Genomic DNA, 14,739 nt, shown 5'->3' with positions numbered 1-14,739 from the left:
GCGACGCCCTGGCGCACACCGGGGGGAGAGGCAAAACCCTGCCGCGCCCCCGGCTCGCAACGGCAAGACGCCGCCGGTCGGCCGGTCCTTGCCGCACAAGCGGCAAGTTCTTGCCGTTTACCTGCTTCCAACGTGGAGGTCAAGCATGTAAAATCAAGCAGTTACATCTTGGCCCGCTTCTTGATTAGTGGGGCAAAGTCCACTGCGCGGGCCGAGGGGCTGGCGAGGCAGGCTGGGCAATCCAGAGATGATTCAGAGGAGCGGGAATGAAGATGGATCGACTGAGTCTCCCGGCGAAAATCGCCTTGTTCGTAGTGTCCGGCGTGCTGCTGTTTGCCGTGGCCGCCCTTGCCTCCGGGACCGAGGCCGCCACAAATGCTGCCGCCAGCGCCGGGGCCGAGGTGGCCCACGCCGCCGCCCAGCTCGGACCCGACACCGGGGTTGCCTGGTGGGTATGGCCGACAGTGCTGCTCTTTTTCTGCTTCGTGCTGGGCATCATCGCCGTGCTCGCGGGCGTGGGCGGCGGCGTGCTGTACGTGCCGCTGGTGAGCGGCTTCTTCCCCTTCCACCTCGACTTCGTGCGCGGCGCGGGCCTCATGGTGGCGCTTGCCGGCGCCCTGGCCGCCGGCCCAGGCCTGCTCAAGCGCAATTTCGCATCCTTGCGGCTGGCCCTGCCCGTGGCGCTCATCGCCTCCAGCTGCGCCATCGTGGGCGCATTTTTGGGCATGGCCCTGCCCACCAACGTGGTGCAGCTCTGCCTGGGCATCACCATCATGGGCATCGCCATCCTGCTGCTGATGAGCAAGAACACAGCCCACCCCCATGTGGAGAAGCAGGACGCCATCGGCCTGGCGCTGGGCATGAACGGCGCCTACCGCGACCCCTCCACCAACGAACTGGTGGAATGGAAGACGCACCGCACCCTGCCGGGGCTTCTGCTGTTCATCATCATCGGCATCATGGCCGGCATGTTCGGCCTGGGCGCGGGCTGGGCCAACGTCCCGGTGCTCAACCTGCTCATGGGCGCGCCCCTCAAGGTGGCCGTGGGCACCAGCAAGTTCCTGCTCTCCATCACCGACACCTCCGCCGCGTGGGTGTACCTGAACAAGGGCTGCGTCATCCCGCTGATGGCCATTCCCTCCATCGTCGGCCTGATGCTTGGCTCTTTCGTGGGCGTGCGCCTGCTGGCCAAGGCCAAGCCCACCTTCATCCGCTACATGGTCATCGGCGTGCTGCTCTTCGCGGGCGGCAAGGCCCTTCTGAAGGGCCTGGGCATTTAACAGGGCCCCACGGCGCATTACGAGCACAAGGAGAAGCACAATGAGCAATACCGAACAGCACACCGGCAAGGCCGCGCCCGAGCAGGTCAAGTACGCCAACATGCTCTTCTATGGCTGCTGGAGCGGCCTGGGCATCATGGCCGTCACCTATCTCCTCTACATCAGCGGCCTGGTGGCCCCGCACGTGCCCCTGGAGCTGGTTCCCCGCCTCTGGTCGGAGCCCGTGGGCACCTACCTTGAACTTGGCAACGTGCCAACTGGTTGGAACTGGGTGTCCCTTGTCGGCCAGGGCGACTTCCTCAACTTCGTGGGCATCGTGCTCCTGGCGGGCATGACCATTCTTTGCTACATTCCGCTCATCCCGGCCTACCTGAAGCGGGGCGAAAAGACCTTCGCGGTTCTGGCCGTTGCGGAGATCCTCGTCCTGCTGGTGGCGGCGTCCGGCATCGTGGGCGCCGGAGCGCACTAGAACCCCTCTCCGGGTTCGGGGGGCGGGCCTCCGCCCCCCCCACCTGGAGGACACACACCGATGGACGACACCATGGCGACGCGCGAAAAGCAGAAACCATTTGCCGGGCTGGCGGCGGCAGGGCTTGAACGGGCCGATCTGCCGCGCGTCCTGCGCGACCTGCCCTTCGGGGTGGCCGTGCTGGACTGCGAGCGCCGCACCCTGTTTCTGAACACCGCGCTGGAACGGCTTACCGGGTTCAGCAGCCAGGAAGTGGCGGGCGTGCCCTGCCGCCATGTGCTGCGCGGCAGCTTCTGCCTGCACCAGTGCCCGGCCCTGCCGCGCCAGGGCGAAGGCTGCGCCGCCCGCTGCTCCGAAAGCCGCGAGGGCACCCTCATCAACCGCCACCGCAGAAAGGTTCCGGTGCGCCTTACCAGCGTGCCCGTGCAGGACGCGGACGGCGCGCTGCTGTGCACCCTGGACGTGGTGGAGGACCTCTCCGCCCTGAAGGAGCTGGAAGGCCGCCTGACGCGCACGGCCGGTCCCGGCGCCATCGTGGGCCGCAGCGCGCCCATGGAGCATCTGCTGCGCATTCTGCCCGCCGTGGCCCAAAGCGACGCCGCCGTGCTGCTCACCGGAGAATCCGGCACGGGCAAGGATCTTCTGGCCGAGGCCCTGCACCGGGCCAGCTCCCGCGCGCGGGAAAGTTTCGTGCGGGTGAACGCCACCCCCATGCCCGAGGCCCTGCTCGACGTGGAACTCTTTGGCCAAGCCGCGTCGGAGGACGGCGCCCCGCCCCGGCCGGGCAAGTTCCAGCTGGCCCAAAACGGCACGCTTTATCTTTCCGAGATCGCCGACATGCCGCTGGCCCAGCAGGGGCGGCTGTTGCGCCTGCTGGACGAGAAGGCCGTGGTGCCCGCCGGGGGCGAACGTCCCATGCGCCTGAACGTGCGCGTGGTGGCCGCCACCGGCCGCGATCCCGAGGCGCTGGTCAAGGCCGGGCTGCTGCGGCAGGATCTGTTCCACCGGCTGAACGCCGTGCGCCTGCACCTGCCCCCGCTGCGCGAACGCGGCGAAGACGTGCAGTTTTTGCTGACGCATTTTCTGGGCCTGTTCGCCACCAAGCTTCGCAAGCAGGTGCTCGGCTTTTCCGAGGAGGCCCTCCGGCTGCTGTCCTCCTACGACTACCCCGGCAACGTGCGCGAGCTGCGCAACATGGTGGAGTACGCGGTCATGGTGTGCGCAGACGAGCTGGTGCTGCCAGAGCATTTGCCCCCGCACGTGCGCTTCCGCCCCGAATCCCCGGAGCAGGCGCCAGAAGCCCTGAACGACGCGACGCCACGGCCGCGCCACAGGAAAAAGGCCTAGGGGGGCGCGCCATGGGCAAGAAAATCCTCGTCACCCTGTACCGGGACGAAGTGGCTCCGCGTTTCGACCTGACCACGGAAGTGCTGCTCGTCACCGTCAACGCCGAAGGCCGCGAAGCCAAGCGCCAGGAACTGGTGCTGGCCCATTCCAGCGCCGACGACCTCTGCGACCTGATCCTGGACCGCGAGGTCTCGGTGGTCATCACCGGCGGCATGGAGGAGGAGCACTACCACTACCTGCGCTGGAAGCGCCTGGCCGTGCTGGACGGCATCGCCGGACCGGCGGAGGAGGCCCTGCGCCTCTACCTGGAGGACCGCCTGGAAAGCGGCGCCATCCTTTTCCCCCGCGGCCCCGGCGGGGAGGCCGCGCAGGCGGCGGCGGAGCAGGACCATGCGTAAACTTGCGCGGCTCCTCAAGCACCCCCTGCGCGAACTCACCGGAGAGGTGGACGAGGCGGTCTCGCCGGAGCGCTACACCCTGCTCCAGCGCAAGATCGTGGCGCTCATGGTGGCGGCCACCCTCATCCCGCTCACCGTCATGGCCGTGCTCAACTACTACGAGCACCAGAAGGCCATGACGCGGGAGATCCAGAACCCCCTGCGCGTGCTGGTGAACAAGACCAAAAACTCCTTCGAGCTCTTCCTGGCCGAGCGCACCAGCACCATGAGCCTCATCGCCAGCGCCTACACCTATCAGGAGTTGGCGGACCAGCACAAACTCGCGCGCATCTTCAGCGTCATGAAGCGCGAATTCGAGGGCTTCGTGGACCTGGGGCTCATCGACGAGAACGGCGTGCAGGTGAACTACGTGGGTCCGTACAACCTCAAGGGCATCGACTTCTCCGAACAGCGCTGGTTCCAGGAGGTGCGCCTCAAGGGCAAGTACGTCAGCGACGTGTTCCTGGGCTTCCGGCAGTTCCCGCACGTCATTGTGGCCGTGCAGCACATGGCCGAGGACGGGCGGGTCTGGATTCTGCGCGCCACCCTGGACACCAAGCAGTTCGAGCGCATCATCGCCGGCATGGGCCTGGAGCCGGACGCCGACGCCTTTCTGGTGAACACGCGCGGCCTTCTGCAAACCAACTCCAACAACTACGGCAAGGTACTGGAGAGCATGACCCTGCCCCTGCCGCCGCAGACCTTCGAGCCAAACGTGCTCACCATGCGCGACCCCCGTGGCCGCGAGGTGTTCTTGTCCTACGCCTACTTCGCGGACGCGGACTTCGTGCTCATGGCCGTAAAGCCCCGGTCCAGCTCCCTCAAGACCTGGTACACCGTGCGCGGGGACCTGCTGTTCATCTTCGTCGCCGGGGTGGTGGTGGTGCTCATCGCCGCCATGCGCGTCACCGACGCCCTGATCCAGCGTATGAAGGAGGCCGAGGATCGGCGCGAACTGGCCCTGCGCGAGGTGGAGCACTCCCAGAAGCTTTCCTCCATCGGGCGGCTGGCCGCGGGCGTGGCCCACGAGGTCAACAACCCGCTGGCCATCATCAACGAAAAGACCGGGCTCATGAAGGACATCCTCTCCATGCAGCCGGACTTTCCCACCAAGGAAAAGCTGCTGGCCCAGGTGGACAGCGTGCTGCGCGCCGTGGAACGCTGCCGGGGCATCACCCACCGGATGCTCGGCTTCGCCCGGCGCATGGACGTGAGCATCGAGGAGCTGGACCTCGCGGAACTCATCCGCGAGACCGCCGGGTTCCTGGCCAACGAGGCCATGCACCGCAAGGTGAACGTCCAGCTCGACCTGGACCCCGAACTGCCCAGGATCGTCTCCGACCGCAGCCAGTTGCAGCAGGTGTTCCTCAATCTCTTGAACAACGCCCTGGCCGCCGTGGCCGATGGCGGGGTCATCAGCGTGTTCGCCAAGGAGGAGGGCGGCGGCGTGCGCGTGACCGTGACCGACAACGGCTGCGGCATGTCCGAAGAGACCATGAAGCACATCTTCGAGCCGTTCTTCACCACCAAGAAGGGGAAGGGCACCGGCCTGGGCCTGTCCATCACCTACGGCATCATCAAGCGCCTCGGCGGCGACATCTCCGTCGAGAGCACGCAAGGAGTGGGCACAACGCTCACCATCACCCTGCCCAAGGGGCAGCGCGAGGCATTGGCATGAACAAGCAGGACTGGAAGATTCTTTTGGTGGACGACGAACACGAATTCATCACCACCCTCGCCGAACGCCTGGAGCTCAGGGGCATCAACGCCCGTGTGGCCTTTGACGGCGAATCCGCGCTTTCCGCCGTGGCCGAGGACGAGCCGCAGGTCATCGTGCTCGACGTGCTCATGCCCGGCATTAAGGGCCTGGAAGTGCTGGAGCGCGTGAAGCGCAGCAACCCCAAGGTGCAGGTGCTGCTGCTCACCGGGCACGGCAGCACGCGCGACGGCATCGAGGGAATGCGCCTGGGCGCCTTCGACTACATGATGAAGCCGCTGAACATCGACACGCTCATCGAAAAGATGGAATCGGCCATCGACTACGCGGGCAAGGCCGCCAGCCTGGGACGATAGGAGGCCGCCAGCCATGTGCGACGCCATATTCATGGGCAGGCTCACCGCCGGGGCCACCCACGAGATGCAGAACATCCTGGCCACCATCCGCGAGTCCGCGGGCCTCATGGAGGATCTTCTGGCCCTTGGCGGCGAGGGGTTTGCGCACGCCGAGCGCTTCAAGAAGGGCCTGGGGGTGCTCTCCGAGCAGGTGGAGCGCGGCATGGCCCTTTCCGAGCAGCTGAACTACTGCGCCCATGCGCCCGAGCCGAGCCCCACCGGCGCCGAGGTCAACGAGGCCATGCGCTCGCTGGTGGGCCTCTACCGGCGCGAGGCCGCGCGTCAGCGCGTGGCCCTGGTGCTGGCGCCGGGGCGTTCCGGGCTGCGCACGGAGCTGCGCGCCCTGGAGACGATGGCCCTGGTGGGACAGGCGCTGGACCTGGCCCTGCCCCTGCTGCCCCGAAACGGGCAGCTCATGCTCTCGGTCGAGGAGCACGGCGGTCTGGCCGTGGTGCGGCTGGACGGGCCAAGTTACGAGGCCTTGCGCAGCCTGCCGGGCCATGCCGGGCTGGAGCGCGCGGCCAAGGCCTGCCACGCCGGGCTGTGCGCCGGGCCGGGTGGGCAGGGGGTGGCGCTTTCGCTGCCCAAACCCGTGGCCTAGGGCACTTGATTTCTGGTTCAAGAGGAGTAGCATTCAATCATAGCAGCTTGACTTCACATGTCGCGCCAGGGGAGTGCACGCCGCTGACGCCGACCCAAGGAGGACTCTATGCTTGGAATGCTCAAGAGGATCGAGGACACCTTCGCCGGCTTGGCTTTTGCCGAGGCCGGGGAGCGGGAGGAGGCCATGCGAATGGCCGGTGTGACGGAGAGCGCGGCCAGCGTGGCTGATGTCTACGCAGCCGTCGCCTTTGCCGAGGTCGGGTGCTTCGACGAAGCCAGGGAGCTGATGGGGATTACGCCCAAGCGCCTTGCACCGCCGCCTCAGGCTTGCGGATTCCTGGAGTCCGTCGGGCTTACGGGCGTGCGCGTGGCCTACGGCCTGGCGGAAGCCTAGACCAAACGCCGACCGGGGGCCGCGGCACGCGGCCAAGGCCCCCGGAACAAGGCGCGCAAGCGCCAAACAAGGAGTGCACATGAGCAAGAAGATCAAGCTGCTGCTGGTCGACGACGAGGAAAATTTCGTCAACACCCTGGCCGAGCGCATGAAGATGCGCGACCTGGGCTCCGATGTGGCCCATGACGGCGAAACCGCCCTGGAGATGATCAAGGACGGCACGCCCGATGTCATGGTCCTCGACCTGCGGATGCCCGGCATCGACGGCGTCGAGGTGCTGCGCAAGGTCAAGAAGACCCACCCCGAGGTGCAGGTCATCGTGCTCACCGGCCACGGCTCCGAGCAGGATCAGGAAATCTGCATGCAGCTGGGCGCGTACGAGTACCACAAGAAGCCGGTGGACATCGACCACTTGGTCAAGAGCATCAAGGGCGCCTACCGCCAGAAGATGGAAGACGCCATGGTGGCGGCCACCTTCGCCCAGGCCGGCGACTTCGACGACGCCAACTCCGTGCTCAAAGAGGGTGAAGAGAAAAAGTAAGGGCGCAGCATGAACGCCGTGCTGCTCGTGGACGACGAGCGCGACTTCGCCGATCTTCTCGCCGAACGGCTCACGGCGCGGGGCTTCCAGGTCAAGACCGCCTACGATGGCGAGGAGGCCCTGCGCCTGGCCGCGGACGGCGAGATCGACGTGGCCGTGCTCGACGTCAACCTGCCCGGCATGGACGGGCTTGAGGTCCTGCGGGAACTCAAAAAGGTCAAGCCCCAGGCCGAGGCCCTCATGCTCACCGGGCAGCGCGATCTGGCCACGGCCATCCAGGGCATGAAGCTTGGTGCCACGGACTACCTTGTGAAGCCCGTGCCCATAGAGCGGCTCACCGAGGCCATCCTGCGCGCGCAGGAACGGCGCGAGGAGCGGCTTGAAGGCCAGCGCATGGCCGAAACGGCCAAAATGGCCGCGCTGGGCCGCATGGCCGAGGGCGTCGCCCACGAGATCAACAATCCCGTCAACACCATGCTCAGCCTTACCGGCTGGCTGGAGGACTTGGCCAACGAACTGGCCGGGACGCGCCCCAAGGATGGCCCGGACGCCGCGGTTCTGCGCGAAATGCTCGACGCCGCCGCCAAGATGCGCGAACACGGCCGCCGGGTAAAGGACATCACCGCCCAGCTGCTGTGCCTCTGCCACCCGGAACAGCAGCAGCGCCCGGCTGACCGGGCCTCCGCCCAGATCGACCTTGGCGGCCTGCTCGACGGACAGCTTGCGGCCCGCCGCGCGCGCGCCGAAGCAAGCGGCGTGCGCACCGTGTCCCGCCTGCCCGGAGATTTGCCCGCGCTGGCCCTGCCCCCCGCCGCCATGAACGCCGACCTGCCCGGGGCCGACCTGGCCACGGCGCTGGGAAACATCCTGGACAACGCCCTGGACGCCATGCCCACGGGGGGGGAGCTGCGCATCAGCGCCAGCCGCGCAGAGCATCATGTGCGCATCGAGATCGAGGACACGGGGCAAGGCATCCTGCCCGCGCACCTGCCGCGCGTATTCGAACCCTTCTTCTCCACCAAACAGGTGGGACAGGGCACCGGGCTGGGGCTCTCCGTGGCCTATGGCACGGTCAAAGCCATGGGCGGAGACATCGACATCTCCAGCACCGTGGGCAGCGGCACGCGGGTTGTGGTGAGCCTGCCCTGCTGACGCCTGCGGCAAAACATTGCCGCAAGGCCGAAACTGCGTAGTCCGTCCCCTTGGCCCATGGGCCGGACTCGGCTAGCATGAGGCATCCCTCAAGCGGAGACGCCCATGTCCATCCCCTCCATACCCCCCTCGCGCTCGGAACTCAGGCGGCTCATCGCGCCGTGCGGGCTGTATTGCGGCGGCTGCCTGGCCTTCGCCGGAGGCGCCATCCGCAACCATGCGCGCGCCCTGCGCGACCTGCTCGGCCCAAGCTTCGCGGCGTACGCAAAACGCTTGGCCCCCATGAGCCCGGCCCTGGAAGGCTACGCGGACTTTTCGGCGCTGCTGGAGTACCTGGCCAAAGGCGCGTGCACGGGCTGCCGCGAGGGCGGCTGTCTGCTGGAAGGCTGCGGCGTGCGCGCCTGCGCCGCCGCCCATGAGGTGGATTTCTGCGGCCAGTGCCCGGAGTTCCCCTGCGCGTCGCCCAAACTGCCCAAGCCCCTTGTGGAGCGCTGGCGCAAAAACGGGGAGATCCTGCACGAAAAGGGTCCGGCCGCCTTTCTGGAGCTGGCGCGCTCGCGGCCCCGCTACCCGTGACCCCTATCGCCCCTGGCTCTTTTTGTATCGAGCGCCCGTGCCCGCCGCCTCGAACATGTGGTCATAGACGGCGTTGTCGTCCGGAGTGGTGAACCAGCCCTGATCCACGGCCTCGGGCGCGCCTGCGCGCAACAATTCGGAAACCGTAGCCGTGGCGAAGCCGCGCCGGGCCAGCAGCGGCAAGAGTTCGCGCAGCAGCAGCGCCGTGTCGCGCGGCACGCAGTTGGCATGAAACAGCACAATCGACCCCGGACGCAGCGCCCTGGCCACGGCCTCGGCGCGGGCGCGCGGGGTTCCGCCCCCGCCTTCGCCCACCACATCCCACTGGATAACCGACAGGCCCAAGGCATTGAGTTCGCGCCAGACCTCCGGCCCGCCGCGGCCATAGGGCAGGCGGAACAGCGCCAGCGGCGGCAAGCCAGAGGCGGGAAGGCCCCGCGCCAGAAGCCTGCGGTCCAGCTCCTCCCGCAGCAGCTCGTACTGGGCGCTGGTCCACAGGGTCTGCCTGCGCCGCTCGTCCGGCGCGGCCACGGCCATGTTGGCGTGGGTCCAGGCGTGGTTGCCCAGCTCGAAGCGGGGATCGGCCATGAGCTGCAGGGCGCGCTCCGGGTGGGAGCGCAGCCACTTGCCCCCGGCGAAAAAGGTGGCCTTGGCGTTGCCCGCGCGCAGCACGTCCACCAGCCGGGCATCGTAGCCCGTGACATGGACGCTGCGCTCGCAGAGGTCGAAGGTGAGGGCCACGCGGCGGTCGGCCTCGGGCAGGGCCACGCGGCGGATGACGCCGGGCAGGGCCGGGGCTTGCGGCGCGGCAAGAGGCTCGGTGCGGGCGGGCGGGGTGGTGTCGGGCCGGGGCAGTTGGCGGATGGCGCGTTCGGCCCCGGCCTGCGGCCGAAGGGAGGGCTCGCGCAGTTGTGCGGCGGTCCACAGGGAAAGGGAGCCGGGCCGTGCGCCCGAAGGCGTTGCGGCAGGCTGCCCGGCGACGCCGGGAGCCACGCCCAGGACCGCCAGCAACACGGCAATGCGGCACAGGGCGCGCAGGATCATGGCCGTCCTCCAAAAACCGGAGCTACTCCTCGTCGAGGGTGATGGCCGGCCCGTTGAATGCAATGGACAGGACCTCGTATTCCACGCGGCCGCGCGGCACCTGGATGACCACCTCGTCGCCCACGCTCTTACCCAGCAGGGCCAGGCCCACCGGGGACTGGATGGACACGCTGCCCTTGCAGAAGCCGGTCTCGTCCGGGCCGAGCAGGGTGTAGCGCTTCTTCTCGCCGCTCTCCACGTCCTCCAGCTCCACAGTGGCGCCGAAGCTGATCTTCTCCCCGCCCAGGGTCTTCATGTCGATGACGTTGTACCGGGCCATGCGCGATTCGATGAAGTTGATGCGCGCCTCCATCATGCCTTGGCGTTCGCGCGCGGCGTGGTAGCCGCCGTTCTCGCGCAGGTCGCCTTCCTCGCGGGCCAGGCGGATGGCCTCGGAAACCTCCGGGCGCTGCTTTTTCAGGCTGTCCAGCTCCTTCTTCATGAGCTTGTAGCCTTCCTGGGAAATGGGAATGCTCGTCATGTCTCAACGCCTCTCATGTGCGCGGCGGGGGCCGCCGCCGGGGTCCGGGCAAAACAAAAAGGAAGCCTGCGGGGACCTTCCCGCAGGCCGCCTGCCAGTGTTGAGGGAACGATAGAGCATCGACACGGCGCGGTCAAGGCCGCGCCCGCCCGGCGCCGCCTACGCCCCGCGCCGCCTGCGACGCGCGGCCAGAAAGTCCAGCACCTTGCCCGCCAGGCCGAAGCCCAAACTCAACGACGTAAGGCTGCGCCGGGCGCGCGAACGCAGGGCCAGCAGCTCCAGCTGGATGACCTGTCGGCGCAGGTCCGCCTGGACGGCCAGCCGGGCCTTGGCCTGAGCCAATTCCTTCAGTTCCGCGTCGAGAAACATGTCTTGTCCTTTTCCAGCTCGTCCAAGGTCTGGGCGAAAAGGCGGCCGCGCCCGGCGATCTTGCTGCGCAGGGCGCCAAAGGCCCAGACCGCCGCAACGGCGCAGACCAAGGCCACAAACCCCATGGCCGGGGCGCGCCAGAACTCGGGCAACACGGCCAAAAGCGCCAGCACCCCAAGCACCAGGGCCATAAGCCCCAGCACCACCCCCGCGCAGGCCAGGATGAGCGCCTGCACCAGGCGGATCTTGTCCTCGCGCAATTCTATGCCAAGGAGCTCCACGCGGTCCTTGGCGGTCTGGACCAGGGCCTCGGCCACGCGGCCCGAAGCTCCGCCGAGGTCCAGCTCCTCCAGAAGCTGAGACATGGCGGCTACTTCCGCCCCATGAGCCAGCCGAGCAAAAGCCCGATGACGAAGGAGCCGCCGATGGCGTAGTAGGGCTTCTCGCGGATGAGCTTGTCCGTGTCCTGCAGGCGGTTCTTGAGGTGGCCCTCAAGCTCGCCGCACTTGACCTTGGCCACGGCCAAGCGTTCCTCCAGCACGGCGCGCGCCGCGCGGGTGCGGTCGTCGATCTCCCCTGCCGTGGCCTCGATGAGCTTCTGGGCGTGGCTGATGACCTCGCGCAGTTCGCTGGCCATTTCCTCGCCGTGGGCGGAATCATTGAACATGGGAGCCTCCTTGGGCTGTGTCTGGCTGCAGCGCCGTTTTGTGCGGTCCAGAAAATGCGTCATTGTGATAATCGCCCGCCTGCGGCTGTCTGTCAAGGGGCGGTAAGGCCTTATCCGATGCCGGGTTCGGTGGTCCAAGAATAGATGGGCGTGAGCGGCTGGTAGCCAACCAGGTCGATGCGCATGGCGCAGATGGCCCCGAACATGGGCGGCAGCAGCAGGGTGTTCAGCGCCTTCCAGGGCTGCGCCGCGCGCCAGGTGCACGGCGGCCCCAGCAGCACGGAGCGCGTGCGCGCGGGGGTCTTGTCCGTGTGGACCAGGGCCAGAGCGCGCATTTCGGCCCAGGTGTACCAGCGGGCCTTAGCCAGCGTGCGGCCGTGGTTCCAGGGCCAGGGGCGGCCGCGCGCCAGCCAGTAGGCGGAGCTGCGGTTCAAAAAGCCGATGAGCAGCCCCTTGGAGGCCACGCGCGTGGCCTCGGCCAGCACGGCGCCCGGATACTCGCAGAACTCCAGCACGGTCCACAGCACGCAGAAGTCGAATTCGTTGTCCGCGAAGGGCAGGCACGAGCCGTCGCCCACGTAGAGTTCGGCGGCGGACCCAAGGCGGCGGCGCGCCCCGGCGATCATTTGCGGGCTTTTGTCCAGCCCGGCCACGGCAAAACCGTCGTCGAAGAGAATCTGCTGGAACAGCCCCGTGCCGCAGCCGATCTCCAGCACACGCTGGTTGCGGCGCGGCCACTCGGCCACCATGCTGTCCAGCAGGCGACGTTCCGCCCCGAGGGCGAAACGGCCCTCCGGGGTGGCAAACCACTGCTCGTAGCGTTTGGCGTCCCAGTCCATGCGCGGCCTTCTTCCCGTGGTGCGGGGGGGGCTGTGGGGGAAGGCCCCCCGGGCCCGCCTGGACCCGAGGGGCGTCGCGGCACGCCGCTAGTTCTCGTTCAGGGCCTCGTACACCTTGCCCACCAGGGCCTCGGAGGGGGCCAGGGTCTTGGCGCCGGGGGTCCACTTGGCCGGGCAGGCCTCGTTCGGGTGCTTCATAAGATGCACGTTGGCCTCCAACTTGCGCACCAGTTCGTCGGCGTTCCTGCCCACATTGTAGAAATTCACCTCGCTGGACACCAGCACGCCCTCGGGATTGATGATGAAGGTGCCGCGCAGGGCCAGGCCGGACTCCCCGTCCCAGACATCGAAAAAGCGCGACACATGGCCCGCGGGGTCTGCGGCCATGAGAAACTTCACGTCCTGCAGCAGGCGCTCGCTGGTCCGCCAGGCCAGGTGGGCGTACTTGGTGTCCGTGGACACGCTGACCACCTCGGCTCCGAGCTTCTTGAGCCTTGCGTGCTGGGCGGCCAGGTCGGCCAGCTCCGTGGGACAGACGAAGGTGAAGTCCGCCGGGTAGAACACCAGCACCAGCCATTTCTTCTTTTTCAAAATCTTTTCGGAATCCACCACGGCGAAGCCGCCCTCGGCGGGGTCATAGGCCTCCATGCTGAAGTGGCGGATCTTCTGGCCCACCTTGGCGCATTCCAGGTAGTCCATCTCGTCGTGGTCGTGGTCGCAGCAGTCCATATGTCCGACTCCATGTGTTTCAGTGTAGGGGGGGGAACGCCGAAAACGTCCCGCAGCGGGGTTGCCCAACTTTTGCAACGATAGGTGCTCCGCCGGTGCGCGTCAAGACGATGCGCGCACCGCAGCCCGCATTGACGCTTCACATGACGGGGCGTATGTCCTACGTAGAAGGCGAACTGGGCCGCAGGGCCGCAGCCGCCCCGCCTGTGCAGTGCCGATCCCCGCTCGGAAGGAGGACGCATGAACAGCATCGCAGCCAATGGCGCAGAGAAGCGGACAGGCCATGCCCCCCTCATGTGCAGCGCACTGGACAGCCTTGCGGAACAGATCGCCGTGCTGGACCTGAACGGAGACATCATCGCCGTGAACCGGAGCTGGCGGCGCTTTGCCGAGGACAACGGCGCGCCCGCGCAGCCGGAGAACTTCGGCCTGAACTACCTGCGCACCTGCGACAGCGCGAACGGCGAATGCGCCAAGGAGGCGCTTCCCGCGGCCGAGGGGATACGGCGGGTGCTGGCCGGAAAGATAGCGGAATTCCGTATGGAATACCCCTGCCACTCGCCATCGGAGCAGCGCTGGTTCCTCATGTACGCGACCCCCTTGCGCAATGACGACGGAGCCATTGCCGGGGGCGTGGTCTCGCATCTGCTCATCACCGACCGCGTGCTGGCCGAAAAGCGCCAATGCGAAAGCGAAGCCCGGCTCAAGACCGCCCAGCGCCTGGCCCATGTGGGCAGCTTTGAGCGCGACCTGGAGAGCGGCAAGGGCGAATGGTCCGAAGAGCTGCACCGCATCTTCGGCCACGAGCCCAGGAGCGTGGAGGGGCCGACCGCCGCCGACTTCCTGCGCCATGTGCACCCGGACGACCGGGACGCGGTGGCGGCCCTTTTCGCCCAGGGGGACAGGGACGGCCGCAGCTTCCACGCGGAGTTCCGGATTCTGCCTCTGGGCGGCGGAGAGCGGTTTGTTTCCCTGATCTGCGACTACGACCTGACCCCATTGGGCCGCCCGACGCGGCGGCACGGCGCACTGCTGGACATGACCGAACACCACGCCGCCGAGGAGCAGCTCAAGCTGCTGGCCAACGCCGATCCCCTGACCGGAGTGGCCAACAGACGGCGATTGCTGGAGATCCTGCACGAGGAGCGCGAACGGGCCCTGCGCTACGGCCAGCCCTTGTGCGTGGCCATGCTGGACCTGGACGACTTCAAGCGGGTGAACGATGTCCACGGGCACGATGTGGGCGACGCCATGCTGCGGCACGTGACGACGCTGGTCAAGGCATCGCTGCGCAGCGTGGACGCCCTGGGCCGCCTGGGGGGAGAAGAGTTCTGCGTGCTGCTGCCGCAAACCGGCCTCGACGCCGGGATGGAGGCCATTCGGCGCATTCTGGAGCGCGTGCGCTCCACCCCGTTGCGGACGCCTGCTGGCGAGCTGCGGCAGACCTTGAGCTGCGGCCTGGCGGAATGCTGCCCCCCGCCGGAGAACTCCCCGCAAGCGCCCTCGGTGGACGAACTGCTCAAGCGCGCCGACCTGGCCCTCTACCGCGCCAAGGCGGCGGGCAAGGACCGCGTGGAACCCGGACGCGCCTGAGCCCCCCTTCCGCCTCCCCCTTCCCTCCCGGCCAATCGTGCTATATCTATGCCCCCACGGCGGCGGA

19 protein-coding genes are annotated in these 14,739 nt (G+C 67.6%); 12 read left to right on the top strand and 7 right to left on the bottom strand.

Annotation, left to right across the window (positions count from 1 at the left end; translation table 11 throughout):
- Positions 1-266 precede the first annotated feature (266 nt).
- From CHB73_RS07585 to CHB73_RS07535, 11 genes are all read left to right on the top strand, one after another.
- Entirely contained in the window at positions 267-1,280 is a 1,014-nt protein-coding gene (locus CHB73_RS07585; RefSeq protein ID WP_089273748.1) for a sulfite exporter TauE/SafE family protein, read from the top strand.
- A gap of 40 nt (positions 1,281-1,320) precedes the next feature.
- On the top strand, positions 1,321-1,749 hold the full coding sequence (locus CHB73_RS07580; RefSeq protein ID WP_089273746.1) for a DUF1634 domain-containing protein: 429 nt from the start codon (positions 1,321-1,323) through the stop codon (positions 1,747-1,749).
- Between the two features lie 60 nt (positions 1,750-1,809).
- Entirely contained in the window at positions 1,810-3,096 is a 1,287-nt protein-coding gene (locus CHB73_RS07575; RefSeq protein ID WP_089273744.1) for a sigma-54 interaction domain-containing protein, read from the top strand.
- 11 nt (positions 3,097-3,107) lie between these two features.
- Complete coding sequence (locus CHB73_RS07570) at positions 3,108-3,494, top strand: NifB/NifX family molybdenum-iron cluster-binding protein (protein ID WP_089273742.1); 387 nt, start codon at positions 3,108-3,110, stop codon at positions 3,492-3,494.
- Entirely contained in the window at positions 3,487-5,211 is a 1,725-nt protein-coding gene (locus CHB73_RS07565) for a sensor histidine kinase (RefSeq protein ID WP_089273740.1), read from the top strand. Before CHB73_RS07570 ends, CHB73_RS07565 begins: the two co-directional genes overlap by 8 nt.
- Positions 5,208-5,606 carry a response regulator gene (locus CHB73_RS07560; protein WP_089273738.1) on the top strand — a complete coding sequence of 133 codons (399 nt, stop codon included), beginning with the start codon at positions 5,208-5,210 and terminating at the stop codon, positions 5,604-5,606. Before CHB73_RS07565 ends, CHB73_RS07560 begins: the two co-directional genes overlap by 4 nt.
- Before the next feature lie 13 nt (positions 5,607-5,619).
- Positions 5,620-6,246: a hypothetical protein gene (locus CHB73_RS07555; RefSeq protein ID WP_089273736.1), complete on the top strand. Its 627-nt coding sequence runs from the start codon at positions 5,620-5,622 to the stop codon at positions 6,244-6,246.
- Between the two features lie 108 nt (positions 6,247-6,354).
- Positions 6,355-6,642: a hypothetical protein gene (locus CHB73_RS07550; RefSeq protein WP_089273734.1), complete on the top strand. Its 288-nt coding sequence runs from the start codon at positions 6,355-6,357 to the stop codon at positions 6,640-6,642.
- Between the two features lie 79 nt (positions 6,643-6,721).
- Positions 6,722-7,183: a response regulator gene (locus tag CHB73_RS07545; RefSeq protein ID WP_089273732.1), complete on the top strand. Its 462-nt coding sequence runs from the start codon at positions 6,722-6,724 to the stop codon at positions 7,181-7,183.
- 9 nt (positions 7,184-7,192) lie between these two features.
- Positions 7,193-8,335 carry a sensor histidine kinase gene (locus CHB73_RS07540; protein WP_089273730.1) on the top strand — a complete coding sequence of 381 codons (1,143 nt, stop codon included), beginning with the start codon at positions 7,193-7,195 and terminating at the stop codon, positions 8,333-8,335.
- Between the two features lie 105 nt (positions 8,336-8,440).
- Positions 8,441-8,911 (top strand): DUF3795 domain-containing protein, encoded by a 471-nt coding sequence (locus tag CHB73_RS07535; RefSeq protein ID WP_089273728.1) that lies wholly within the window; start codon positions 8,441-8,443, stop codon positions 8,909-8,911.
- Between the two features lie 3 nt (positions 8,912-8,914).
- On the opposite strand, the gene CHB73_RS07530 is transcribed toward CHB73_RS07535, so the two are convergent.
- The 7 genes from CHB73_RS07530 to CHB73_RS07500 all read right to left on the bottom strand — a co-directional run bounded on the left by CHB73_RS07530 (position 8,915) and on the right by CHB73_RS07500 (position 13,079).
- A complete protein-coding gene (locus CHB73_RS07530) occupies positions 8,915-9,955 on the bottom strand; it encodes a polysaccharide deacetylase family protein (RefSeq protein ID WP_089273726.1) in 1,041 nt (346 codons plus the stop codon).
- 22 nt (positions 9,956-9,977) lie between these two features.
- Positions 9,978-10,475, bottom strand: coding sequence for a transcription elongation factor GreA (gene greA, locus CHB73_RS07525; protein ID WP_089273724.1), 498 nt, complete (start codon positions 10,473-10,475; stop codon positions 9,978-9,980).
- Between the two features lie 159 nt (positions 10,476-10,634).
- On the bottom strand, positions 10,635-10,844 hold the full coding sequence (locus tag CHB73_RS07520) for a hypothetical protein (RefSeq protein WP_089273722.1): 210 nt from the start codon (positions 10,842-10,844) through the stop codon (positions 10,635-10,637).
- On the bottom strand, positions 10,823-11,209 hold the full coding sequence (locus CHB73_RS07515) for a phage holin family protein (protein ID WP_089273720.1): 387 nt from the start codon (positions 11,207-11,209) through the stop codon (positions 10,823-10,825). The genes CHB73_RS07520 and CHB73_RS07515 overlap by 22 nt, the downstream gene beginning before the upstream one ends.
- A gap of 5 nt (positions 11,210-11,214) precedes the next feature.
- A complete protein-coding gene (locus CHB73_RS07510) occupies positions 11,215-11,511 on the bottom strand; it encodes a DUF883 family protein (RefSeq protein WP_089273718.1) in 297 nt (98 codons plus the stop codon).
- A 110-nt stretch (positions 11,512-11,621) separates the two neighbouring features.
- Complete coding sequence (locus CHB73_RS07505) at positions 11,622-12,350, bottom strand: class I SAM-dependent methyltransferase (RefSeq protein WP_089273716.1); 729 nt, start codon at positions 12,348-12,350, stop codon at positions 11,622-11,624.
- 87 nt (positions 12,351-12,437) lie between these two features.
- Positions 12,438-13,079: a peroxiredoxin gene (locus tag CHB73_RS07500; protein ID WP_089273714.1), complete on the bottom strand. Its 642-nt coding sequence runs from the start codon at positions 13,077-13,079 to the stop codon at positions 12,438-12,440.
- Positions 13,080-13,319: 240 nt separating this feature from the next.
- Between CHB73_RS07500 and CHB73_RS07495 the strand changes: the two genes are divergently transcribed.
- Positions 13,320-14,672, top strand: coding sequence for a sensor domain-containing diguanylate cyclase (locus CHB73_RS07495; protein WP_089273712.1), 1,353 nt, complete (start codon positions 13,320-13,322; stop codon positions 14,670-14,672).
- Positions 14,673-14,739: the final 67 nt, after the last annotated feature.

The sequence above is a fragment of the Humidesulfovibrio mexicanus genome, from assembly GCF_900188225.1.
Lineage (GTDB): Bacteria > Desulfobacterota > Desulfovibrionia > Desulfovibrionales > Desulfovibrionaceae > Humidesulfovibrio > Humidesulfovibrio mexicanus.
This window is presented reverse-complemented; position numbering and strand designations above follow the sequence as displayed.